This is a genomic window from Daejeonella lutea, assembly GCF_900168015.1.
Taxonomy (GTDB): Bacteria; Bacteroidota; Bacteroidia; order Sphingobacteriales; family Sphingobacteriaceae; genus Daejeonella; species Daejeonella lutea.
The window spans coordinates 76,860-100,994 of record NZ_FUYR01000003.1 but is presented as its reverse complement, the minus strand read 5'-3'; the positions used below and the strand labels follow the sequence as shown (position 1 = coordinate 100,994).

Below are 24,135 nucleotides of genomic sequence, written 5' to 3'. Positions count from 1 at the left end.
CAAGTGGTGCTCCAGAAAATGTAACATTATTAATGAGGGGATATTAATCATACCCGAGTTACCCTAGAGATAGGATAATAGAAAACAAAAAAAGCCCCAGAAATCAATCTGAGGCCGTAATAACTGCTGGAAGCTCTTAGTGTTTCTTATTCCCTTTTCCGTTTCCATTACCTTTTCCCTTACCTCCGGAATACTGCGCTTTGTAAGCAGCTCCTCCGCTTATTTTTTTCGTATTCCCTGTGGTAATTTTGCTGCGATTTGCGCGAATTACCTGGGTATATCTTGGGTCGTTACTATACCTGATGGAAGATTGCCCTTTGGCTCCCTTGAACTTTGCGTACTTTACTTTGTGGTTCGTAAAGCTCAGGTAAGGTTTAGGACTATTTAATACTACTTTATAACCATTATATAAATTGTAGTTTGAATACCGTGATGGAGGATTTGAAGCAAATAGCCAGTTGTTATTGTTTAAATAGATAAACTGTTTGCTGGGCACGTGGTAGTAGGTTTCAATATCGGGCAGATAATAGTACTCGGCGCGCTCATAGCCTACAGGTCCCCAAAGAGGTTGACTACCCAGATTAACATTTACATTTATTTGTGCTGACGATTTTAGTGGTTGCAGGGCCGCAATTACGAGGGCAGCCAATAGAAAATACTTTTTCATGATCATAGGATTTAGAATGAAAGGATATCTATTACCATGCCAATCGCTTTCGGAAAGGGTTTTTTTTATCAGGTGTTACCAAAAAGAGGCGGTCGTTTAAGATTGCTTCGATTTTGTTTATTAAAAAAGGTCGAAAAGTGAACATTCCCTGTTACCCTTCCGACCCCATATGTCGATTCTTGATAGCTGATACTTTATACTATGCTAAATCCCCTGCAAATAATTCGCCGAGCTAAATCCCTCAACTCCGTCCTCTGTACGCACATAGTACCAATCGTTGTACATCTTTTTGATTAGCTGCACCTGTGATTCATGTTTCGCTTTCCCTACGATTTCATAATCTGTGCCCGGACCTTTTCTGATATTCAGATTCGATGATTGGGTGATTACTTTCATTTTGATGTTCTTGCTGGTCAGGTCTTCCATCTCCAACAGGTTAAAAACATTCACAACTCCTGGCTGCGACTTTAATGCTGCAACGGCTTTCTCCGCTGTTTGCATATCGGGCACGGTACCTGCAATGGTTAAAGTTCCATCAACATCCTGTACCCAAAGGTTTGGAATATTTATCCCTGCCTTTTTTAAAACATCGCCATAATTATTTTGCTGCTGCTGATTTACAACTGCTTTATTTACCTGATCAAATAGTCCCATGATTTTTTATTTTACAGCAATACAAGTAACGGTATTGCCTTTGTTTATTAGAATTAGATTGTCTTTGTCGAGTTTACTAATCGTGTACACTTCACTGCTTTTCCCTGCAGTTGAAACCGTTGATAAATTCTTGACATTTTCGTCCACGGTATACGTTCCCTGATCAGCACCAATTCCGCCGGAAGTTGTGTAGTTACCGTCTTCGGTGAAGACCATTTTAGAGTTGGCAATCATCGCATTCCTTAGAGAGTCAGGGATATCTGTTTCAGTATCAATACCTGTTACTTGCCAGGTATTGGCCAGCTTAGCATCCTTTTTGCCGCAGGCGAACAGAACAAAACAGAACATTGCGCCCAGTGTGAGTAGTTTGAAGTTTTTCATTTCTAGCTATTTAGTATAATTGGTGTGTAAGTTTGATTTAAAGTTTAACGTGTCAACTGGGACAATATATTTCCCAACAAACCTCCCGAACCACGCCTTCCTGAATTACCCCTGGTGATGCTTGAAATCAATGAGCCTAAGCCGCCGGAGCCTAGGCCTGGAAAACCGGATGACCTGCTTCCTCCCAGAACTTTGCCCAAAATCAGTGGGGCAAGAGTTCCTAATAATCCTTTGGTCAGGCTCCCAAGGTTAATTCCTACCGACTTTAGTTTCTCTTCGATACCTGTCCCCGAGAGAAAGTTTGATTGCTCAACTTCCTGAGGGCTGAGATTTTTATCTTTCGTTTCATCTACGAACTGGTCCAGCGCAGCAAATTGATCCTGATTAACATTCAGAAAGCGGGCGATCTCAGCCACATTTTTCTTCTCTTCTTCAGAATAAGTCTGATCTGCCCCGGCAAACTGTATCAGGTCCGCTAAGAGGGAAAATCGCAGTTCACTTGATTTGAGTAATTCGAGGTTCTCCGGCAGACTCTCACCATTGGGGTCTTTTGCCGAAGTGAGAATGCTTTCCTGCTCAGCTATTGAGAGGCCTGTTTTTGAGACAAGGGCAGTTAGGTATTCAAGTTCTTCCGGCGAGGCAGACCTATCGGCAGTTGCGAGTGATGCAATAGCGTGTAGGTAGGCTGTTTTCTCCTCCGAGGTGTAATCGTTCAAAAGCTTACTTTCTTCCATAAGGATAATTTTAAATGGCCAAGAGCGGATAAAATTCCAACCTCACCCCTCAGGTCATACTGGTTAGTAATTTTCTAACCAAGCCGTCACCCGATTGTTTTACATTAAAAAAATAAGATGGAACTACCTGGACAGGTCATCGCTCATTTTCTATCTTTGAAAAAAATATACAAATGATATCACACCACGTTTTATTCTGGCTTAAAGCCGATACCACCGCAGATCAAAAAATTGCTTTTCGTAAAAGCCTCGAAACATTGAAAGACATAGAAGTTGCGAAATTCTTTCATGTTGGCACTCCCGCACCAATTGAACGCGCTGTTGTAGATACCTCCTATACTTTTAGCTTGTTATTGGCATTCGACGATATGGATGGCCACAATGTCTATCAAAACCATGCGCTGCATCAGGCTTTTTTGGAAGAATTCAGAGTATTCTTCGAAAGAGTGGTGATATACGACGCAGAATAAATAAGTTTCACCCACCTGTACTTGCCATATTTTTACATTTGCGGCAGATGGGACCAAAATACAAAACATGGATTAAAAAGCTGGGACTTGCCGGCTTCCTGTTCTTTTTTATCAAGGGACTAGTTTGGCTTGCTATATTCTATTTTTTTGGAACTAAGGTCCTTGATTAAGTAATGCTATCGTACGCGGATCTGGTTCTCCGCCGTAAAACATATTGAGGACTTCCTGAAAAACGGGGTTGGTGCCAGGGACAAGGCTAAATAGTGTCATCGAAGATCTTAGCTTAAGATCATCAGGTGTTCCAAAAATCTCACTGGCAGTTTTATCACCATGAACAAGCACTTGCTTTGAAATGCTGACGAGACGTTCACCAAGGACCGGATCGTTCAGGTACGCTTTAGCCTCCGCGATGTCTTGTATCGCATACAGTTGTGCCATCTCGCTCGAACCCAGTCCCGCGAGCTGCGGGAATATGAACCACATCCAGTGACTCATCTTTTTACCGTCTTTAACTTCACTAAAGGCCCGGGCGAAATTGTGCTTTTGGGCAGTATAAAAAGGTCCAAATTCCTGAGTTGTCATTACAGCCATATTCTGATAACAAAAACGCTTTAAAAATGATTTTCGATATTGTGCGTTAATTTTATTCTATGACCTTCGCAGATAAAGCCATTCAGTTCAACAGGGAGATAAGCTATAACGGAAACCCTTTGCCGCCAGGGATTCGCATCATGAATCCATTCAAAGAATTTCCAGCTACCATGAACATCGTGGAGGACTTTTACCGCAAATATTATAATGACCAGAATTCGCGCCACCTGATTTTAGGGATAAATCCCAGCCGGCTGGGTGGCGGCCTGACTGGCATACCGTTCACGGATCCAAAGCGACTTATTAATGAGCTTAATATCGGTTATACTGGCAGGATGTCCCATGAACCCTCGTCTGTTTTCGTGTACGAGGTGATTGAAGCATTCGGAGGACCGGAGGCATTCTACAGCAGGTTCTATATAAATTCGCCCTGCCCGCTAGGTTTTACATCCATAGATAAAAATGGAAAGGAAACAAACTATAATTATTACGACAGCCGGGAACTGATCAATGCCGTTCAGGGATTTATGATCGACAGCCTGAACAAACTCATTGGACTAGGAGTTGAAAGGACGACTTGTTTTTGCTTTGGTACTGGTAAAAACGAGAAATTCCTAAATAAGCTTAACGTTGAGCATGGGTTCTTCAAGAAGATTGTCCCCCTGGAACACCCAAGGTTTATCATGCAGTACAAAAACCGCAGCAAGCAATTTTACATTGATAAATATCTTGCGGCATTTGATTCAATAACCAATTAAACACCGTCCAAAGTATCTATTAATTCCCAAATTCAAATTCTCCTGAAGTAAACACGTGTATGATTTCATTTTGCTCCAGGACCGGGTACAATCGCATTATTTATCCGTAATCAAAACATTTTTGGATTAAAAATCTCTTTATAGTAATTACTAAATTTCCGACCATGACTTTTGAAAACCATACCAGGGGCGAGTTTCACGAACAAAATCAAAGTAAAAGTGACGCCAAAGCCGTAAAAACGGAGGACAAGAAAGCTGACGCAGAGGTCGTCAAAGACGATCTTGAGCTTTCTCAGGGAAAAAAGACCGGCCACCCGAATGAAACGGTAGGCTATGTTGGTGGTCAGCCCACTGATGATGAACGTGGCCTTGACGTGAGCCAATATACGGGTCCGGGGTCCAAACCCAGCAGCGAATTTAAAGATCCGGCCGCTCCATACCACCAGGGACCAGGTAGCGGATTAAGCCAGCAAGAAAAAGCTGATGAAACTGACTGGGAAAATCCAGAACCGGAGAATGACTCTTTTTGAGTTAAGTGTAGAGAATGTAGGGTTGATATTGGAGATGGTGCAATTGGGACGCACAGGTAGATAATGGATAGTAGGGAGTGGCCTATTCTATGAGCTTGCCGGCCAAAATACAGTGTGTCGGTCGTTGGATTCCGTTATGATTTAAAAACGGAGGCGCATTATGCTAATCGGCAACTTAATGTTAACAACTTGCGTTATGTGGATAAAATCCAAGCTGATTATGCTGCCACTGCCTGAAGTAGAGACAGTTGCATTAATTCCTGTGCAATTTGCTGGTCATTGATTGCCTTTGCTTTAGGACAACGAAAATTGATTGAGCAATCATTATCAAACGCATACCTATGCAGGGAGTCAAGCAGTTCGTAGGCAATAGGCCTTAAATTCAGGCTTGGCTCAACGTCAAGTGAGACGACCACCAGGCTGTGAGGGCCACTATAACGGAAAGAAAGGCTTCCCACTGTTGTATGTACTGTTTTAGCTGAAAACAAACCACTGTGGCCGGTTTCTGTAAGATATATATCAAACATGGCTTTGATGTTTAGATGAATCATTAAGTAATCACTATCAGTTAAATAGCTAATGATTTATTGCAAAGCCTGTACCACAGGGTTGGTGGCTTATCAAGAAAAATATCGGAAAGATTTACTACGGCAGCAATGCAGCAGTCTGTTCTGCTGACGTTACGCCGGAAGCTAGCGCGATAAGTTGGAAATTACGACATTCAATCTCAGCACCTTCAGCTTCCAGGCAAATGTATCCTTCCTTTTGTGTCGACCTACTTATGCCGTTGTTTTGCGTGCATGTTATTTATCATTCAAGCCGCACGGGCTTATTCCTCGGGTACCTGACCTGATATCTCATCTGGAACTCCTTCTTTTCGTTGGGCTGAAGCTGAAGGTCCCAGGACAGGGTACCAGTAGGCTCATCAACCTTTGCATTTGATAGTTCTTGCCTCTCCACAGTAACTTCGCTACTGTTAGATATAGGTAGCTGGTCTTCTACCGTGACATTTACCGGCGCTGTTTTTCGATTAAGAACAGAATACAGGAATGAACGAGTGGCACGCTGAGTAGCTCCGGTAAAAGACTTCTCATTTTCTTCTTTTTGTCTAACCCGCTTGACGATAATGTTTCTGTCTACGCCTAAAGAAATAGATAATGTATCGCTGGTATTCTGTACGTTTAGAAGGGTCTTGCCCAAAAATGCGCCTTCAAAAAATATATTTGCCTCGCCGCTCATTAAACTAAGGTCGTTAATGCCTGTGATAGCCGCCGTCAGATACGCATTCTCGCTTAATTTGGGGACTGCGAAATACTTATAATCAGCATTGAGGGTATTACTCGAGAGTTGAACCGTTAACTGTTTGCCATCACTTGAAATTGAATAGGGCTGAGCCACGTCGAACTGAACTGTTGTTTGACCCTGTAAAACGTCTACCTCTAAAGGGATTGTGCTTGACATACTTGAATTCCCACGTATGGCGACGCCTGCAACTTTCCCGGAAACGCTGCTACTATAACCAGTAGTTACTACCTCACTCAACATTTGAACTGATTCATTAAGGCTTACATTCATGAGACTGCTTGTTACCGGCCGTTCCGCATTTTCATAACCGATCAAAGAAAATACAAGAACTGAACCGGGCGAAGGTATCTGGATCGAATAGGCGCCCTGTTGGTTGGTGGTTGTAGCAATTGAACTGCCTTTTACCCGGACAATAACACCAGGTAAACTCAGATTCCCGGAAGCAGCAACAACCCTTCCCTGAACACTGGTGATTGCTGAAGCAGCACCCTGATCAAAAACATTATACCCTACACGGTAAGGCTTCAAAACAGGTTTATTTCCCCCTCGTGATGGGTCCCCCGAAGAAAGGACAAGCTTAACATTGTTCCACTCTTCACCGCTGCGTTGTGTGATATTTGCGCGGTATATTAAGTCAATCGGTTTATTCACATCGGTAGCACGCAAGTCATAAGAAGGATACCAGCTTGCATTTTTTACGAGATAAGTAATTTTAAAGCTTCCAATGGAAGCTATTTTACTATCAACCTTCACCGCGATATCACTTGTATTGCTTCTACCTTTAGCCCGAAGTTCACTAGCCTGCTGCTGTACCGCCGAAAGCTGAACCCGCAGCTGATCAAGGGTTTTCTGTGTTTTTATTTGGTTAGCCCTGTTTTCTGTCAGGCGCTGCTTATGAAATTCCAGCGCTAGTTTAAGTTTATTCAAATCGAGGCCAGCCCCGCCATTACCAATACTCTGATTGGCCGCCAGGATTTCCTGCTCTTTTCCCAGGATCATCAGTTCAGCTTCCTCCCTCTCAATCTCAGTCCTTAGATTAGCTATCTTATCTTCGAGTACTTTTATCTCTTCATTATATTTCTGCTCATTCAGAAAGTTGTTTTGTCTGTTAACCGAAAGAATGGTGAAATTTCCAGTGCCCTTAACCTGAATGCTTTGTTCGTCGATATCAGGTGATAATCCCCCGAATTCGATAATTGAGATCCCTGACGGAATTGACAAGGTGGCTGCACGCTCGACCTGAGCACCCTGAAGAAAAACAATTACACGTTCTATTTTTGATTCGGATGGTATCTTTCTCTCCTGGCTGTAACTAACTGCGGTAAAAACTGATATTAACAGCAACAGAACTATGTGACGAATCATGGGAATTTCGATTAGGTAAATTGACCAAGGAAGTTACATTATTTTTTGCACTATAACTTGCCTTTACCTTGGAATCGAACTAATTAAATAGCATGTTGAGAAGCAAACATGAAATCTCTAGCTGAAAAAATGTTCAGCCTTTTTCATTCTTGATATTACAATTTGCCTTTGCAGTTTAACTACCTGAAGTTTCAACGCAGCAATTTCACTGCGATGTTCCGTATATTGCGGAGAATCAGCATCCATCGTGCTGAGCAGAATGTATAGAGCGTCTATTCTATGATAGGCCTTTGCTCTTTCTGAAATTAACTTTTCTAAGCGTGCCATAATTAATATACGGATTTAACGGTCTTAAAGTTGGTCTGAATATGCTTTTGAATACGATTTCCGTGTAATATAATTGATGGAATGGAAAAAGACTAAACGATCGACATTTAGTTTCTAAATTAGGATTGAGATTAAGAGAATGGGGCAAACTGTTAAACCGAATCACTAAAAAATATGAAATCACCTTCCTACTATTTGGGCCTGGCAGGGCTATTACTCCTTATCCAATTACCAAGTCTGGGGCTTACCGCGCAGGATCTTGCTGATCAGGTTGTAATCAGGCGTACGGCCTATGGCGTACCACATATTAAAGCGGAGAATATGCAGGCGGCAGGATTTGGCTTAGGATATGTCCAGCTGGAAGATTATGGCCGGGGCGTTGTTGATGGTATGGTAAGGGCACGCGGCGAGTGGAGCCAATTTCATGATATGAATGCGCAGGAACGAGCGCAGAGCCTCGACCGGGATGCTTCCAACAAATTGCGATATAGCCGGGCGGTTGAAACATTCTCTCTGTTAAGAAAAGAAACCCAGGATGTACTTATTGGCTTTGCGGCGGGGATGAACAGATATATTGAACGTCATAAAAGCGAGTTTCCGGAGTGGATAAAACCGAATTTTACTGGTTATGACGTTCATGCCCAGAGTATAGGAGGTGTTACCGGCGGATCTGTGCAAGGGTTTATGCGGACTCTACAACGCCAGAATGCAAACAGTCGTACCCTTACCGAAGAAGTCGGAATGCAGGTTTTAGAAGGCAGTACAGTCTGGGCTAGATTGGCTGAAAAAGAGGAAGCTCCTCACCCGGACGAGGGTTCTAATGCATTTGCGTTAGCGCCAAGCCGCACAACTTCCGGCAGAGCCATTTTACTTCGTAACCCGCATCTTGCCTGGAACGCAGGTTATTACGAAGCGCAACTTGAAGTGCCCGGGATCCTGAATTTTTACGGCGATTTCCGCATCGGGGGACCTCTGATCACCATTGGCGGATATAACGAGCGCTTAGGCTTTTCAACGACTAATAATGATCCCGACAGCGATGAGATCTATTCATTCCAGGTTTCTCCCACACTGCCAGATCATTTCCTGATTGATGGTACATCCTTGCCAATCGAAAAGAAACGAGTAAGTGTCAAATTCAAGAATGGTGAAGGTTCTGGTGAAGAAACCCGTGAATTTCTCTTTACGCCATTCGGCCCAGTGTTCCATCGCGAAAATGGGAAGATATATGTCATCCGCGACGCAGGTAATGGCGAATATCGGCTGGGAGAACAATTTTTAATGATGATGAAAGCCCGCAACCTTGCGGAGTACAAGGAGGCTATGAGGATCCAAGCGAAGACCAGCTCCAATTTCACCTATGCCGATGCTGATGGTAATATCTACTATGTTTGGAATGCGATGACACCTGACTTGCCGCATCCTTCAGGCGGAGACACCAGCGCTATAGCTGTTACACGCAGCGACCAGGTCTGGCGAAATATCATTCCCTTCGATAAGCTCCCGCAATTGCTCAATCCGAAGGGTGGCTATCTGCATAATGAGAACGATCCGTTCCACTATACCAACCTGAACGAGGTAATAGATGCGTCGAAGTTCCCACCGCATTTCTCGCAGCCAATTCTCAGGCTTCGCAGTCAGCATGCTTTAGACATGATCGCCAACAAGAAAAAATTCTCACTCGAGGACGTAGTAAAGCTGAAGTATAGCCAGCGCATGCTTCTGGCGGAACGCGTGAAAGCAGATCTGATTGCTGCTGTAAAAAAATCCTCGCCCACAGGCGAAATTGCAGACGCATTGAAGCAGATGGAAGACTGGGATAATACCGTAAACCGCGAAAGCAAGGGCGGTGTACTTTTCGAAATCTGGTGGGAGCATTACGTTGAGCTTTCAAACGGTGGCAAACGTGTGCCTGGCACTGCGGCATCCGTTGGCTTTCCCGCCCCGGGCAATGCATTATTCGCAGAGGTCTGGACACCCGCTTATCCAGCAACAACTCCGAAAGGACTAGCTAGTGAAAGCCGCGCTGTGGAAGCCTTTATAAAAGCCGTTGAGACAGCTAAGAAAAGGTATGGGAGTTGGGACCTGGCATGGGGCGATGTGAACCGTGCACGAATCGCCGGTAAAGATATTCCGATCAGCGGTGCCACTGGTGAACTTGGTACGTTCAGCGTACTTTGGTTTATCCCCCATAAAACTGATAAAATGAAGCGTGAAACCCGCGGTGGTGACGGCTGGGTTATCGCTGTTGAATTCGGAAAAACACCGCGCGCATATTCCGTTCTGACCTATGGAGAAAGCAATAAAGATGGCTCTCCATACTTTGCTGATCAGTTGGAACTGTACGCCAATAAACAAATGAAAAAGGTTGCCTTTACCGAGGAAGATATTAAGAAAGGGGTGATTAAAGAGTATCGGCCTGGGCAGGAGTAATTTAAATGAGAATTGAGAGTGGAGAGTTGAAAATTGAGAATGGAGATTAGAAGTTATTGAGGGCACAAAATAGCCTTAATTTCTTCCGCTGTTCTTGCCTGAAGCAATTTGTATTGTCTTGATGATAGAGAAAAATCGCATTTTCTGCAGCTAGCTTCGCTTTTGTTCTTAAGATATTTTATGACTTTATCATCGAGAATATAGGAGCGATATTCGTCGGTCTTTATGCACCCTTCGCAAGCCGGACCGCCTTCCACAAATTCATAATTAAAGATCAATTTCCCGGAGTCATAGTAATAGCCTTCCCTGGCATACGAATCACCAAGAGTGCCGAAGTCAACAGCGATCTTTACAATTTTACCATCCACATAAAAGTAATCAACCATCATCTTCACATCGCAAACGAATTCAAAGTGCTTTTTCTCAAGTTTCATGGTATTTATTTTTTCCACTTTTTCCCTGATAAATTCTATTGGGTCTTCTTTCGTAGCGGGAACCTGTTCGATAGATTTTGGAACAGGAGCAACAATTGAATCTGCTGACTTAACCTCAGGAGGTTCCTGAGTCTGATTGCATGAAATAAAAAATAGAAAAACAAAAGCCGTTAATAACCTTTTCATGGCGTCCACAAAGCAAGAATAAAGCCAAGGATTCAATCTGTAAACCTGATTTCACTGAAGAGTCAAAAAAAATATTTCTACAACTGTCACATTTGAATTTGTGATGAGTCTTTTTAAGCGAAGGCAGCTAATCCTTCGAAAAGAAACATGAAAAAGACTATCGTTTTAATTTTTACCTGCCTGATATCGGCGCAATTATTTGCACAAGACTTGCAACTCAGTGGACAAGTTGTTTCCGCTACTAATAACGAACCTATAGCCTATGCGGCCATTTTACTCACACAACAGGCTGATTCCAGCAGCCGCACCGGAGCATTGACAAACGCCAGGGGAGAATTTGACCTGAAGAGCCCGGCTCAAGGCAAATATCTGCTCCGAATATCTTTCCTGGGCTATAAGACACTCATTAAACCAGTTGAAGTGACTTCGGGCAGTATTAATCTGGGAGTTTTCAAACTAGAGGAAGACGCTCTATCACTAAAAGAGGTTGTAGTAACTGGTGAACAGCTTGCCGTCAAAGTCAAAAAAGACACCATTGAATATAATGCGGACTCCTTCAAAACCCAGCCTAATGCTGTGGTAGAAGAATTGTTGAAGAAACTACCTGGAGTTGAAATTGATCGGGATGGAAACATCCTGGTACAGGGGCAAAAAGTGACCCGCCTCACGGTAGATGGTAAAGATTTTTTTGGCAGTGATCCTAAAACCGCAACCAAGAACCTTCCGGCTGATGCGATAGCTAAAGTACAGGTTGTGGACAGCAAAACACTGGAAGCGAAAGCAACGGGAATCGACGATGGTCAGCGTGAAAAAGTTCTGAATCTAACAATAAAAGAGGATAAGAAAAGGGGCTGGTTTGGAAATGCGAATGCTTTCGGAGGTACAACTGAAAGATATAACGGTTATCTGAGCGCAAACCACTTCAATAAAAATCTTCAGTTTGCAGTACTTGGCATGAGTAACAATATCAGCAACTCCAGTTATCAATATGACGACCTGAACAGCTTTTCAGGCGGTAATGTGGGGAATATTTTTTCGCCACCAGCCGGGGGAAGCTTTTCAATAAACGTTAACAATGGTCGCACTACGATCAGCGGGTCGGGAGTTTTTGATAATACAGCTATTGGAGAAGTGACAACGCACAGCGGGGGCATAAACTATAGCAATAGCTGGGGTAAGAACAATAAACTCGCTATCAGCAGCAGCTATTTTACGAATTTCTCTCAGGGTATCGGCGACAGGCTTTCAAATATTCAGGATATCAATCAAACGGACGTACTGCGAACTGCCGAAAGCACCAACCGGAATTCCGATAACGAGGCTCACCGGTTTAACCTTCGTGCAGAATATCATCCTGACTCGCTCACAGATATTATTTTCCGCCCTAATATTATCCTTAACTATACTCGTAACATCTATAACCGTTCATTCAACTCAGCATTTGATGGTACAGGCAGGAGCAACGATGGCACCCAATTTTTTGATCAGCGAAATGCTACACCCTCGCTTTTTGGCGAGTTCTCTGTTTTACGTCGAATAAAAAAAGGCTCTGTCGCTCTCCGTCTAAACGGCACACAAAACACGTATAATGCGGACTGGATAAATCGTTCATTGATCAATACATACCCCAACGGGGCATCGGAAGTTACGAGGCTTGATCAGCAGGCCGGGCAGGACAATGATTCTAAAACCTATACAGTCGGCCTGACTTACAATCGCCAACTAAACAAGGCTTGGAGCACCAATGCTGGCTATGGATATAATCGCGGCACCGTAGATGCACAGCAACTCACCTACGAATATAATACGATTACCGGTCGGTATGAAACCATAGTTCCGGCCCTTTCCAACCGCACAGACAATATGAACTGGCTGCATGCAGCGAGATTCGGCTTTATCAATACAGGAGCACAGTGGACTTATAATTTCGGATTTGCATTACAGGAAACTGGGCTGAACGTAGCGGCGTTTAACAGTGGCGGCAGTACCATCAACCAACTGGAAAAAACATATTACAATTTTCTCCCACGTTTAAATATCAGCTTCAAGAATAAGGCAAATCACACCATTCAGTTAAATTATAACTCTTCCGTAAATCTTCCGTCTTCTAATGATCTGCAGCCGGTTCAGAACAACACAAATCCACTATACCAGCGTATTGGGAACCCTGAGCTTGAGGCTCGGAAAAATCATCGCATGGCGATAAATTTCAATACCTTCAGTGCAGATAATAACAAATACTGGAATGGGTATTTCCTGATCAACTACGCCCTGGATGATTTCGGAAACAGCGTACGCTACCAGGATGGTGTTCAAAACGTACAACCTGTAAACGTCGACGGGAATTATTACATTAATACCGGAACTTATTTTGGGAAACCAACAGGAGTGAAAAACCTGAGAATGGGATACGGGCTTAATCTTTTCGCTTCACATACATCGTCTTTCATAAACTTAGCAAAAAACATAACCGATCGTTACAACGTAGGCCCTAATGCCAGCTTCAATTATGATATTGATGGAAAGCTTAATGCCGGGGTTTATTTTAGTGTTCAGTACAGCATGGTTAACAATTCACAACCGGCAGCCATTGATAATAAATATTTCAGCTTTTATAATAACACCAGCCTAAGTTGGGAATTTATAAAAAATACGCGAATTACTTCTGAACTTCAATATAACGGAACCGCAGGCCGGGCAGATGGCTTTAATAACAATATGTTCCTGCTCAATTCCGGAATTGAACAGTATATGATGAAAAGAAGAATCACCTTATCTCTCAGGGGTTTTGATATACTAAACCAAAACACCAATATTGACAGAACGATTAATGCCAGCCGAATCGAAGATATTCGCTTCAACAGCATGACAAGATATTTCTATATGATGTTAAATTTTAGAATAAATAAAGCTGGCCCGACTCAGGGTAGGTCTAATCCGAGGAATACTGTAGGTTGACGTATTAAATTACGCCGGGCGGAGCCTGTTCCGATCTGCCCGGATGTATCAATACTGAAGGGTTTGGCCCGCGTACAACTAAAAGAAATACCTTTGTCAGATTCGCCCCATCCTCGATTTAGGATTAAGCTGAACTGATATTATGAAAACGCAATTAATTTTACTGTTCCTGTTTTTTACGGTTACCTCTGCATTTGCTCAAGAAAAGCTTGAGCGAGAGTATCGTATAAAACAGTCGGAAGTCCCTTCAAAAGCCCTTGATTTTGTTCGGAGTAGTTTCGGGACTGGCAAAATAAAATGGTATGGTGAAGACAACTTGAGTGGTAAGGCAATTGAGGCAAAGGGAAAGCAGGGCGGTAATCTTTACAGCGTCAAATTTAATACTGCCGGCGATTTACAAGATGTGGAGGTGGTAGTCAGCTTTAATAATCTGCCAGAAACTACCAGAAAAGCTATAGCGACACAACTGGATTTAAATTTTTCTAAGTACCGGATCCAAAAAACGCAGGTCCAATGGCTCGCTGATTCAAAAGTTCTTTCCTCATTAATTAGACAAGAACCTGCACCGGGAAAGCATGTGATCAATTATGAAATTACAGTTAGAGGCACGAAAAACCGCCAGACAGGATATTATGAATTCTTAATGGACGAAAACGGAAAGGTGATCCGCACATCAACCATAATTGAGAGGAATAGTCACAACTTGATTTATTAAATCCTGATATTTCATGAGATTCTTCCTGTTTATTGTTTTTTTTCTCAGCATATCAGTTCTGGGTTCCGCACAAAATCAGATCGGATTAATCCCACAGATCAATACAGATTTTAAAATTAGTGATAGCTGGAAAGTGAATGCAAAGACCGAAGGCAGACAGGTTTTCTTGCAAAATCCTTATCCCGACGATATGAACCAGAGACAGTTCGAGCGGCTGGATCTGGAGTTCGTAGCTACAAAAAAACTTGCCGGTCAGGACGCACTGGGAGCTGGCTACTTGATCAGGCGGTCAAAGCGTTCATTTACCCATCGCTTTATCCAGCAATATTCAATTACACAGAAATTAGTGGGTTCAAGATTGGCACATCGCTTCAGGACAGACCAAACTTTAGAAAAAGATAAGTCAATGCAATTCAGATTGCGTTATCGGCTTAGCTGGGAAAAAGCATTAAACGGGCAGGAAGTTGATGCAAAAGAATTTTATCTCAAGCTAAACAATGAATACCTGGGTATCCTTCAGAAAGCAGAAGCCAATTTAGAAATTCGCGGGCTGGCTTCACTCGGTTATAATTTTTCTGACAGAGATCAAATAGAAACCGGAATTGATTATAGGCTGGAAAAAGTGTTAGACCCGCTTCCGGTTCACAAGTTGTTCCTGAATGTAGGCTTTTATCACAGCTTCTAGTTGGGTGAATAGGGGGTTACTTGCTTTCACTGGATTGTGGGAGGAGCTTCAACAAAATAAAACCTAAAGTACCGGCAAGAATAGAACTCACGAGAATAGCAAATTTCGCTTCGGTTTGGAAAGCTGCATCGCTAATAGAAAGCATTGCGATAAAGATTGACATAGTAAAGCCAATGCCACCTAATATCCCCAAAGCACCAATTTGTGCCCATCTGGTATTTTTAGGGAGAACACTAAAGCCTAGCTTAACTGATACCCATGACATGTTTAGGGATACCCAAAGGCTTACCAAAAGCAGTCCCCATAAAATTCCTAGTCCCAAATTACTGAATAAGCCCTCAATCATTCCTGATTCCAGCTTGATATTGGTGTTAGCCAGTGCAAAAAGAGGAATTATGAAAAAACTCACAGGGCGCGTTAGTGCATATTCGAGCTTTTCTAAGGGCGATTCTGTGTCATCGGGAGTTGTTGGTATGGTAAGGGCTGTAAGTACTCCAGCTATTGTCGCATGAATCCCTGAGTGATGAATAAAATACCACAGCAATAAACCCGGAAGTAAATAAAACATAAAGCTCATAACCTTAAGCCTGTTAAGCGCGATGAGAAATATTAATACACCTGCTGCATAGACCAGTTAATCATAATGAATATCCGTAGAATAGAAAACAGCGATGACGACTATTGCCCCCAGATCGTCAACAATAGCCAGTGCTGTTGAAAATATCTTGAGCGCCAGGGGAACGCGATCGGCCAGCAGTGAAAGTATAGCAATTGCAAAGGCAATGCCGGTTGCCATCGGTATACCCCAGCCACCTGAAGTGGGTGTATTATTAAAAAGTCCGAAGATCAGGGCGGGAACAATCATTCCCCCAATAGCCGCAAATACCGGAAGTGCTGCTTGCTTTGGCGAAGAGAGCTCGCCTTCCACAAGCTCCAGCTTTATTTCCAAACCTACCAGCAAGAAGAAAATGGCCATTAGGCCATCATTAATCCAAAGAAGAACAGGATAGCGTAAAACGATTTTCCCAGTATTTACACCGATTTCGGTGGCTAATAAATGAGAATAGGTTTCACCGCCGGTTGAATTCGCAATAGCCACGCTAATGACAACGCAGCAGAGTAATACAACTCCACCAGCCGTTTTGGAATTAAAAAAATCCTTAAATGAATTAAATTTTATAACAGGCACAAATGAGTTACGAACTATTGATGTCGCTGCATGTCTCGGAAAAATATTTCGCTATTGAAGTTTTTTAGGCTACAATCAGATTATCAAACATCTTCTGAGTATTCCAAAGTTACTTAGCGAATCGATTCGTAAAGTCCAACATGCATGGGCTTTGTCAACACGATATGCCAAAGATGATTTTTCCTCGCACGGAACGAGGCAGCGCTGGCATTTAAATAATACCGCCACATTCTGTAAAATGTTTCGTCGTAATTTTCTTTAATACTATCCCAACTATTTTCGAAATTTTTAAGCCATGCTAGCAACGTAGGTTCGTAATACGGTCCAAAATTCTGCCAGTCTTCGAGGACAAAAAGGCCTTGCCAGGCTTTTGAAAGCTGGCTGGCAGAGGGCAGCATTCCCTTTGGAAAAATATATTTATCTATCCAAGGGTCTGTAGTCTTCGCATCGTAGTTGCCTCCTATTGTGTGTATTAAAAAAATGCCGTCTTGGGTTAAATTCCGTTCAGCAACTTCCATATACTGTCGAAAATTCCTATAACCAACATGCTCTAACATGCCGATACAAACGACTCTCTCGAATTGCCCGTGGACGTCACGGTAGTCCTGTACACGGATTTCCACGGGAAGATCTTTGTTAATTTCTCTGGCAAGGACTGCTTGTTGCTCTGAAATAGTTAGCCCCACAACAGAAACTCCGTAATTTTCCGCTGCATATTTTGCAAACGTTCCCCAGCCACAACCAATTTCTAGCAGGCGCATACCCTTCTCTAGCTTAAGTTTGCGGCAAATAAGGTCGAGCTTAGCTTCCTGCGCATCGTCCAGGTTTGTTGCTTTTTCCCAATATGCACAAGAATACATCATCCTTTTGTCAAGCATTTTCTCAAAAAGCTCGTTGCCAATATCATAGTGTTTATGCGCAACTTCTTTGGCACGGTCCTTCGTTTGCAGGTTCTTAAACTTAGATCTTAGGAAGTAAAAGAGTGTTCTAAAGTCCCTTGGTAATTTTTTATCGAGTCGATGATAGAGCACTCGGAAGAAGAATTCATCCAATGCTTCAACGTCCCACCAGCCATCCATGTACGCCTCTCCGAAGCCCAATGGGCCTTGGCTTATGATCCGGTCATACAATTTGGGATTATGCACCTGGATATCCCAGGGTTTGTTGCCATTTACAGTAACCCCTACAGTAAGAAAGGCGTCAGCGAAAATTTTCGGGAGTGATATCAATGTCGTTTTGGTCTAGATACCAAAAATAAAAAAATCAGGGAATTTTTTTAACTCATTGTTAAATGTTAGCACCGCTTTGTTAATAGTTTATTTTTTATGTGAGATTTAGAATAAGTAGAGTGAGAAAAATCACCAGCGGCGCGGTAACTGGAGGTGCGGTCTTTCCTCAATTGGTTCGGGGTTTCGCGGGGGGGGGTTAGGATTCTAATTGAATAACATTAGAGATAAACCTTGCGGTTGTTATCGGCCGTGACGTTATATTTCGGCAATTCTTTTGATGAATAATAAAATATAGAATTTCTTAAGCCAGCCCGGCAATTTGAATAAAATGCTCCTAAAGCACAAAACCCACTCTACTGAAGTAAAGTGGGTTTAGTAGCCCGTAGGGGAATCGAACCCCTGTTTCCAGAATGAAAATCTGGCGTCCTCACCCCTAGACGAACGGGCCATTGTGAGTTGTACGTTTTACGTCATTCGTATTACGTATGCTCGAAAATTAAAGAAGAAACTTTCGTCTCTTCTTAGGTAGCGGGAGCCAGACTCGAACTGACGACCTTCGGGTTATGAGCCCGACGAGCTACCAACTGCTCCATCCCGCACTGTGACAATTTTAAGCTTAAAGAACGTCTCTGTGTTGCTTTTAAATTGGACTGCAAAGATATATTTCGTTTCTTTGCAGTCCAAATAAATTTCAAAATAAATTTTACATGTCTCATAAAGCCGGATTTGTTAGTCTTGTCGGAAAGCCGAACGTTGGAAAATCCACGCTGATGAATTCTTTGGTTGGTGAAAAACTATCCATAGTAACTCCTAAGGCACAAACTACTCGACACCGAATTCTGGGCATCGTAAATGAAGATGATTATCAGATCGTATTTTCGGACACTCCGGGAATCATCAAGCCTGTGTACGGAATGCAGGAATCCATGATGAGCTTTGTCAATGGTTCGCTGGTTGACGCCGATATTATTCTTTTTGTCACCGACATCAATGAAAAATACGATGAAAATGATGTGTTGGAAAAATTGGCGAAAACTACTTCACCTATTGCAGTGGTAATCAACAAGATCGACAAATCACAGGAGGATCTGGTAAAGGAAAAGGTAGCGTATTGGGAAGAAACATTAAAGCCTAAAGCGGTATTTGCAGTGTCGGCTTTGCATGATCATAACGTCCCTGCTGTTATGCAGTTTATCATGGATAATCTCCCTGAACATCCGGCATACTATGACAAAGACACACTAACCGATCGCAATGAGCGCTTCTTCGTGTCGGAGATCATCCGTGAAAAAGTGTTTAAGCTTTATGAAAAAGAAATTCCATATAGCACCGAGGTCATTATCACCGCTTTCAAGGATGAACCTAAAATTGTTCGCATAAGCTCTGAAATAATCGTTGAGCGTGACTCACAGAAAAATATCATTATCGGTAAGGCCGGGGAAATGTTAAAGAGAGTAGGAACTTACGCCCGCAAAGACATGGAAGAATTCCTTCAAAAGAAAGTCTTCCTGGAGATGTTCGTAAAAGTTATTCCGGATTGGCGGAACAGGAAGAATTATCTGAAAAGTTTCGGATACGAAGACTGAAAATAAAACAAGAGCCAGTAACCAAGAATCAAGCCTTGGGGCTCTAAGATAAAAATATATCATATTAGGTTTAAGAGCCTTTGATTTACGACTTTGATTTGTCTTGAATCCTGGCTCTTGAATCCTGAATCAAAAATAATGAGCAACATAGTAGCAATAGTAGGCCGTCCCAATGTAGGAAAGTCGACATTATATAACCGACTGACTGAAACGCGCAAAGCGATAGTTGATGATTACAGTGGTGTCACCCGTGACAGGCATTACGGCACTGCTGAGTGGACAGACAAAAACTTTACGGTAATTGATACCGGCGGCTACGTAGCGCACTCTGACGATGTGTTTGAGGCTGCAATCCGCGAACAGGTTGTAATTGCCATTGAGGAAGCCACAGTGATTCTTTTCATGGTTGATGTGGTTACAGGAGTTACTGATCTTGATGACGATATTGCCAAACTGCTGCGCCGTAGCAATAAACCCGTTTTTGTGGTTGTAAACAAAGTTGATAATAATCAACGGCTGAATGATGCAAGCATTTTCTACAGCTTAGGACTTGGTGAGATCTATTCTCTCTCGGCCATGTCAGGTTCAGGTACTGGAGAGTTGTTAGATGAAGTGATTAAACATTTTGAAGACGAGCCGGAAGACGAAAACCAGCTTCCAAAATATGCGATTGTTGGCCGACCTAATGTTGGAAAATCTTCCCTTATAAACGCCCTTATAGGCAAAGAAAGAAATATTGTTACACCGATTGCCGGCACTACCCGTGATTCCATCCACATCCATTACAATCAATATGGACATGAGTTTATGCTTATTGATACGGCTGGATTACGTAAAAAGACAAAAGTAAAAGAGAATATAGAGTTTTATTCGGTGATGCGTACCATCAAGGCACTCGAAGAGGCGGATGTAATTATTCTGATGATCGACGCTGTTGAAGGAATTGAATCACAAGACATTAATATTTTTCACCTCGCCGAAAAGAATAAGAAAGGTGTGGTCATCCTGGTAAATAAATGGGACCTAATCGAAAAAAACACTAAAACTACAGGTGTATTTGAGGATACCATTCGGGATAAAATAGCACCCTTTACTGATGTACCAATTGTATTCACTTCGGTTGTTGAAAAACAGAGGATTTACAAATCCCTAGAGGCAGCTTCAAAAGTTTACGAGAATAAATTAAAGAAGATTCCAACCTCGAAACTGAATGACGTGATGCTGCCCATCATTGAAAACTATCCTCCGCCAGCTGTCAAAGGTAAGTATGTGAAGATTAAATATGTGACCCAGATAAATGGGTCCTCCCCTATGTTTGCATTTTTTTGTAATTTACCACAATACATTAAAGAGCCTTATAAACGCTTCATTGAAAACAAACTCAGGGAGAATTTTGATTTCACCGGAGTTCCAATTCAGATCTATTTCAGACAGAAATAATATTCACTAAAAACAGATAAATATGAAAAAGTTGATCTTTACATTATTTGCAGCGGTTCTAGTTGCTACAGCGTGTAACAGCGTTGATAAAAAAGAAAAAGAAACTCAGGATTCGATTGCGCAGGCAGCTGAAGCTGATTCGATCTTAAACGCTGCGATGGCTGCTGATACCTTATCTGCAGATTCATCCGGCCTTGACACCGTTGTTGTAGATTCAATAAAGTAACAAACTATTTTAAAACTTCGAGCGAGCGGGCAATGGCCTGGTCGCCGGAGTTTAAAGCTTTATAATACCCCTCGTCGCCGAAATAGTAGCGGGCAAATAAAGCCTTAATCTGTGTCTCTATTTCCTTACGAGATATTTCCACCTGCTTCTCAGTGATTTTTATTTTTTTGGCAGCAGCCAGTTGAACAATTTTTTTTATTTCCTGATCGCCAAGTCTAAAGCTTTTTACGATTTCTTCCGAAGAGTTATATTTAGGATTAGCTTTAACCAGGTGATTGAACACTAGATCATTCAGTATGCCTTTAGTGCCGAGGGCATAATATACGTTAGTGAAACCACTAGTGTCCACCGGCACATAAATATCCGGCATTATTCCACCGCCCCCATAAAGAACTTTGCCCGATTTTGTCGTAAATGTTTTCTTTTTGTCAAACAAAGTATCACTCAAATTTTTACCGTCGGATACCAGTTCCCCGTTCTTATAGCGATTGCCTACCTCGCCGTAATAAGCCTCATTGCCCTTCTTATAGGATTTTTGAATGGACCTCCCCGATGCCGTATAGTAGCGTGCAATCGTCAGATTCAACGCTGAGCCATCTCCAAAATCAAACTGCTCCTGAACCAAGCCCTTACCAAATGATCGACGGCCGATAATAGTTCCACGTTCTAGGTCCTGTATTGCGCCGGCCACTATTTCACTGGCGGATGCTGTGTTCTCATCAATCAGCACGACGAGCTTGCCCTGCTCAAAATTTCCTTTTGAACTGGCGAAATAGTCTGTCCGGGGTTCATGCAGTCCCTCCGTATAAACAATCAGCTCATTATTCTTAAGAAATTCATCTGCAAGGCCCGTAGCTGCGCTAAGATACCCGCCGCCGTTGTCGCGGAGATCAAGAACGAGATTCTTCATTCCCAGTTTCTGAAGCCTTTGGAGCTGTGCTGCGAAATCCTCGTCAGTATGTGCCCCAAACTTGCTGATCTTAATGTAACCATTCTGTTCGTTCAACATATAAGCGGCATCGATGCTACTAACTACTATCCGTTGCCTTAATACACTGAAGTTTCTCTTTGTAGTATCCCTTTTAACCAGAATCTCAACAGGAGTTCCTTTTTTTCCCCTGATCTGTTCCACTATCTTTTTAGGGGTAATCTTTATCCCGGAAACCTGATGTTTGTTGATGGAAAGAATTTTGTCACCATGTTTTAGTCCAGCTTTTGACGCCGGACCTCCCGGGCTAACGGATGTCACCAGTAAGGTATCGTTTAAAATGTAGTATTCGATCCCAATTCCATCGAAATTACCTTCCAGGTCCTCGGTTAAAGATTGGGCTTCTGACGGGGCTAAATATGCTGAATGAGGATCGAGATGTTTCAGAATCTCCTGGATAGCCATGTTCTGGACTGTATCTATCGTAACAGAGTCTACATAGTTTTCATTTATAATCTGAAGAACTTCTTCTACCTTGTCAGATCGATCGCCAAGTTCAAATCCGAGCAGTGATTTTTTGCGGGGACTGCCATCATACGAAGTTATCCTGGGCCCCAGGAGTAAACCAGCAACTAACACCGCCGCGTAACCTGCGGCAACTGACAAATTTTTCCTCGTAAAAGAGCCCATTAATGTAATCCCAGAATCAGAACGTAAAGTTAGTCGCTTAATGTACGTTTAACACTATCTTTGTTATATAAAATTACAAAATATAGCATTTTTTACCTTTTTTGGGTGGATAAATAGCAGGAATGTATATTAGTTGATTAATATTTTAAGCTATTGGATAATATTCCGATTTTAGCGGCATCAAACTTAAAAAATGAAACGAACTACGGAGGCGGACTCAAATTATAATGATCTTGAAAAAATGTCGGTTGCAGAATTGTTGCACGGCATTAATAAGGAAGATACTACTGTACCATATGCTGTTGAAAAAGTAATACCTGCAATTGAAAAAGTAGTTACTGTGATCGTGGAAAAGATCAGTAATGGAGGCCGTTTGTTTTACATCGGTGCCGGAACCAGTGGCAGACTGGGAGTACTCGATGCCTCCGAATGCCCTCCAACTTACGGAGTACCCTTTGATATGGTGATCGGAATTATTGCTGGTGGAGATAAGGCCATCCGTAAAGCCGTAGAAAATGCTGAAGACGACATGGAACAAGCCTGGAAGGACTTGTTAACGTATGAAATAAATAATAAAGATGTGGTAGTTGGGATAGCTGCATCAGGAACAACACCATATGTGATCGGTGGCCTGCGCAAGGCCAATGAAAACGGTTTGGAAACCGCGTGTATCGTTTGTAATGAGCACAGTGCGATAGCTAAAGAAGCAAAATACCCAATTGAAGTTGTCGTTGGGCCTGAGTTTGTTACAGGATCAACCCGTATGAAATCGGGCACAGCACAAAAGTTGGTTTTGAATATGATCAGTACTGCAACTATGATCCGCCTGGGACGAGTGAAGGGCAATAAAATGGTTGATATGCAAATGACTAATAATAAGCTCGTAGGTCGTGCTGTGAATATGGTTATGCAGTCCACTAATTTAGATCAGGAATCAGCCCAAAAGCTGTTGGATAAATACGGCAGCGTTCGCAAAGCCATTGATAATGCACCAAAAAATAACATGGATCTGGCATAAAATTAATTGAACAATTCTCCGTTCAGAAATAAAAAAGCCAATGCATGAAATAGAACCATATTACCGATGGCGCGATGATTATGTAGCTTCCGAAGACCCTCGTTCACCATTCTTTGATACAAAGTACAGTGAATTTGAATTCGACAAGCAGATCTACAATTATCTAATTCATCCGCAATGGGATTTCTTTGGTTCTCAAACACTTTATCTTAAAGTACTTTATGCTGATTATGACCGGGGTTATGCTGTCATCGAATTTATCGGTGAATGGAATGACGCCCTCCACAATGATATCATGACGCTTAAGCGGGAAATTCTCGATCTCATGGTAACAGACGGCATCAACAAATTCATCCTGATTGGTGAGAATGTTCTAAATTTTCATTCCTCCGATGATTGCTATTATGAGGAGTGGTTCCAGGATGCGGACGAAGGCTGGATAGCTGGAATCAACTTTCGAGAGCATGTAATCAGTGAATTTAAGCGCAATAACATTGACTACTACATTAATTTTGGCGGCAACCTCGATGATATGAATTGGAGGAACCTAAAGCCTTTACAGCTTTTCAAAAATGTTGAGCTGGAATTAGGAAGACGTCTGAACTAATAAAATTTCACTAATTTTATAAAAAACAT

The 24,135-nt window shown here is 42.3% G+C and carries 23 protein-coding genes, 2 tRNA genes and 1 pseudogene; 12 read left to right on the top strand and 14 right to left on the bottom strand.

What is annotated here, in order from left to right; translation table 11 throughout:
- Nucleotides 1–136 precede the first annotated feature (136 nt).
- The 4 genes from B5X60_RS14065 to B5X60_RS14050 all read right to left on the bottom strand — a co-directional run bounded on the left by B5X60_RS14065 (nt 137) and on the right by B5X60_RS14050 (nt 2,436).
- A complete protein-coding gene (locus tag B5X60_RS14065; protein ID WP_221406254.1) occupies nt 137–667 on the bottom strand; it encodes a hypothetical protein in 531 nt (176 codons plus the stop codon).
- 204 nt (nt 668–871) lie between these two features.
- Nucleotides 872–1,321: an SH3 domain-containing protein gene (locus B5X60_RS14060; protein WP_079703359.1), complete on the bottom strand. Its 450-nt coding sequence runs from the start codon at nt 1,319–1,321 to the stop codon at nt 872–874.
- Between the two features lie 6 nt (nt 1,322–1,327).
- Nucleotides 1,328–1,702: a hypothetical protein gene (locus tag B5X60_RS14055; protein WP_079703358.1), complete on the bottom strand. Its 375-nt coding sequence runs from the start codon at nt 1,700–1,702 to the stop codon at nt 1,328–1,330.
- 44 nt (nt 1,703–1,746) lie between these two features.
- Entirely contained in the window at nt 1,747–2,436 is a 690-nt protein-coding gene (locus B5X60_RS14050) for a TerB family tellurite resistance protein (RefSeq protein WP_079703357.1), read from the bottom strand.
- Between the two features lie 173 nt (nt 2,437–2,609).
- Here B5X60_RS14050 and B5X60_RS14045 point away from each other — a divergent pair, with 173 nt between their 5' ends.
- Nucleotides 2,610–2,906 carry a Dabb family protein gene (locus B5X60_RS14045; protein WP_079703356.1) on the top strand — a complete coding sequence of 99 codons (297 nt, stop codon included), beginning with the start codon at nt 2,610–2,612 and terminating at the stop codon, nt 2,904–2,906.
- 153 nt (nt 2,907–3,059) lie between these two features.
- Here B5X60_RS14045 and B5X60_RS14040 read toward each other — a convergent pair whose 3' ends face one another.
- Nucleotides 3,060–3,488: a DUF1810 domain-containing protein gene (locus tag B5X60_RS14040; RefSeq protein WP_079703572.1), complete on the bottom strand. Its 429-nt coding sequence runs from the start codon at nt 3,486–3,488 to the stop codon at nt 3,060–3,062.
- A gap of 68 nt (nt 3,489–3,556) precedes the next feature.
- Here B5X60_RS14040 and B5X60_RS14035 point away from each other — a divergent pair, with 68 nt between their 5' ends.
- Together B5X60_RS14035 and B5X60_RS14030 are read left to right on the top strand one after the other, a co-directional pair.
- Nucleotides 3,557–4,255: an SMUG2 DNA glycosylase family protein gene (locus B5X60_RS14035; RefSeq protein ID WP_079703355.1), complete on the top strand. Its 699-nt coding sequence runs from the start codon at nt 3,557–3,559 to the stop codon at nt 4,253–4,255.
- A 164-nt stretch (nt 4,256–4,419) separates the two neighbouring features.
- Nucleotides 4,420–4,785 (top strand): hypothetical protein, encoded by a 366-nt coding sequence (locus B5X60_RS14030; RefSeq protein ID WP_079703354.1) that lies wholly within the window; start codon nt 4,420–4,422, stop codon nt 4,783–4,785.
- 218 nt (nt 4,786–5,003) lie between these two features.
- On the opposite strand, the gene B5X60_RS14025 is transcribed toward B5X60_RS14030, so the two are convergent.
- The 3 genes from B5X60_RS14025 to B5X60_RS14015 form a co-directional block, all read right to left on the bottom strand.
- Nucleotides 5,004–5,312, bottom strand: a complete 309-nt coding sequence (locus tag B5X60_RS14025) for a hypothetical protein (RefSeq protein ID WP_139377488.1) — start codon at nt 5,310–5,312, stop codon at nt 5,004–5,006.
- Between the two features lie 283 nt (nt 5,313–5,595).
- Entirely contained in the window at nt 5,596–7,455 is a 1,860-nt protein-coding gene (locus B5X60_RS14020) for a mucoidy inhibitor MuiA family protein (protein ID WP_079703352.1), read from the bottom strand.
- A gap of 117 nt (nt 7,456–7,572) precedes the next feature.
- A complete protein-coding gene (locus B5X60_RS14015; protein WP_079703351.1) occupies nt 7,573–7,782 on the bottom strand; it encodes a hypothetical protein in 210 nt (69 codons plus the stop codon).
- A 174-nt stretch (nt 7,783–7,956) separates the two neighbouring features.
- On the opposite strand from B5X60_RS14015, the gene B5X60_RS14010 reads away from it, so the two are divergent.
- A complete protein-coding gene (locus B5X60_RS14010) occupies nt 7,957–10,215 on the top strand; it encodes a penicillin acylase family protein (protein ID WP_079703350.1) in 2,259 nt (752 codons plus the stop codon).
- A 53-nt stretch (nt 10,216–10,268) separates the two neighbouring features.
- Here B5X60_RS14010 and B5X60_RS14005 read toward each other — a convergent pair whose 3' ends face one another.
- Nucleotides 10,269–10,835: a hypothetical protein gene (locus B5X60_RS14005; protein WP_079703349.1), complete on the bottom strand. Its 567-nt coding sequence runs from the start codon at nt 10,833–10,835 to the stop codon at nt 10,269–10,271.
- Between the two features lie 147 nt (nt 10,836–10,982).
- On the opposite strand from B5X60_RS14005, the gene B5X60_RS14000 reads away from it, so the two are divergent.
- From B5X60_RS14000 to B5X60_RS13990, 3 genes are all read left to right on the top strand, one after another.
- A complete protein-coding gene (locus B5X60_RS14000; protein ID WP_079703348.1) occupies nt 10,983–13,793 on the top strand; it encodes a TonB-dependent receptor in 2,811 nt (936 codons plus the stop codon).
- 142 nt (nt 13,794–13,935) lie between these two features.
- The gene (locus tag B5X60_RS13995) at nt 13,936–14,508 is read left to right on the top strand and encodes a hypothetical protein (RefSeq protein WP_079703347.1); all 573 of its coding nucleotides are present in this window, start codon (nt 13,936–13,938) and stop codon (nt 14,506–14,508) included.
- A 13-nt stretch (nt 14,509–14,521) separates the two neighbouring features.
- On the top strand, nt 14,522–15,193 hold the full coding sequence (locus tag B5X60_RS13990; RefSeq protein WP_079703346.1) for a DUF2490 domain-containing protein: 672 nt from the start codon (nt 14,522–14,524) through the stop codon (nt 15,191–15,193).
- 16 nt (nt 15,194–15,209) lie between these two features.
- Here the strand turns inward: B5X60_RS13990 and nhaA are convergent.
- From nhaA to B5X60_RS13970, 4 genes and pseudogenes are all read right to left on the bottom strand, one after another.
- Nucleotides 15,210–16,382 (bottom strand): annotated as a pseudogene (gene nhaA, locus B5X60_RS13985) (Na+/H+ antiporter NhaA).
- A gap of 113 nt (nt 16,383–16,495) precedes the next feature.
- Nucleotides 16,496–17,611 (bottom strand): cyclopropane fatty acyl phospholipid synthase, encoded by a 1,116-nt coding sequence (gene cfa / locus B5X60_RS13980; protein WP_245803529.1) that lies wholly within the window; start codon nt 17,609–17,611, stop codon nt 16,496–16,498.
- Between the two features lie 376 nt (nt 17,612–17,987).
- Nucleotides 17,988–18,059, bottom strand: a tRNA-Glu gene (locus tag B5X60_RS13975).
- 78 nt (nt 18,060–18,137) lie between these two features.
- Nucleotides 18,138–18,210: transfer RNA gene (locus B5X60_RS13970), tRNA-Met, on the bottom strand.
- A gap of 108 nt (nt 18,211–18,318) precedes the next feature.
- Here B5X60_RS13970 and era point away from each other — a divergent pair.
- The 3 genes from era to B5X60_RS13955 all read left to right on the top strand — a co-directional run bounded on the left by era (nt 18,319) and on the right by B5X60_RS13955 (nt 20,863).
- Nucleotides 18,319–19,197, top strand: a complete 879-nt coding sequence (era, locus tag B5X60_RS13965) for a GTPase Era (RefSeq protein ID WP_079703345.1) — start codon at nt 18,319–18,321, stop codon at nt 19,195–19,197.
- A 138-nt stretch (nt 19,198–19,335) separates the two neighbouring features.
- Complete coding sequence (der, locus tag B5X60_RS13960) at nt 19,336–20,637, top strand: ribosome biogenesis GTPase Der (RefSeq protein WP_079703570.1); 1,302 nt, start codon at nt 19,336–19,338, stop codon at nt 20,635–20,637.
- 22 nt (nt 20,638–20,659) lie between these two features.
- The gene (locus tag B5X60_RS13955) at nt 20,660–20,863 is read left to right on the top strand and encodes a hypothetical protein (protein WP_079703344.1); all 204 of its coding nucleotides are present in this window, start codon (nt 20,660–20,662) and stop codon (nt 20,861–20,863) included.
- A 4-nt stretch (nt 20,864–20,867) separates the two neighbouring features.
- Here the strand turns inward: B5X60_RS13955 and B5X60_RS13950 are convergent, their stop codons facing one another.
- On the bottom strand, nt 20,868–22,457 hold the full coding sequence (locus tag B5X60_RS13950) for a S41 family peptidase (protein WP_245803528.1): 1,590 nt from the start codon (nt 22,455–22,457) through the stop codon (nt 20,868–20,870).
- Between the two features lie 217 nt (nt 22,458–22,674).
- On the opposite strand from B5X60_RS13950, the gene murQ reads away from it, so the two are divergent.
- On the top strand, nt 22,675–23,499 hold the full coding sequence (gene murQ, locus B5X60_RS13945; protein ID WP_079703342.1) for an N-acetylmuramic acid 6-phosphate etherase: 825 nt from the start codon (nt 22,675–22,677) through the stop codon (nt 23,497–23,499).
- A 40-nt stretch (nt 23,500–23,539) separates the two neighbouring features.
- Complete coding sequence (locus B5X60_RS13940; protein WP_079703341.1) at nt 23,540–24,106, top strand: hypothetical protein; 567 nt, start codon at nt 23,540–23,542, stop codon at nt 24,104–24,106.
- Nucleotides 24,107–24,135 lie beyond the last annotated feature (29 nt).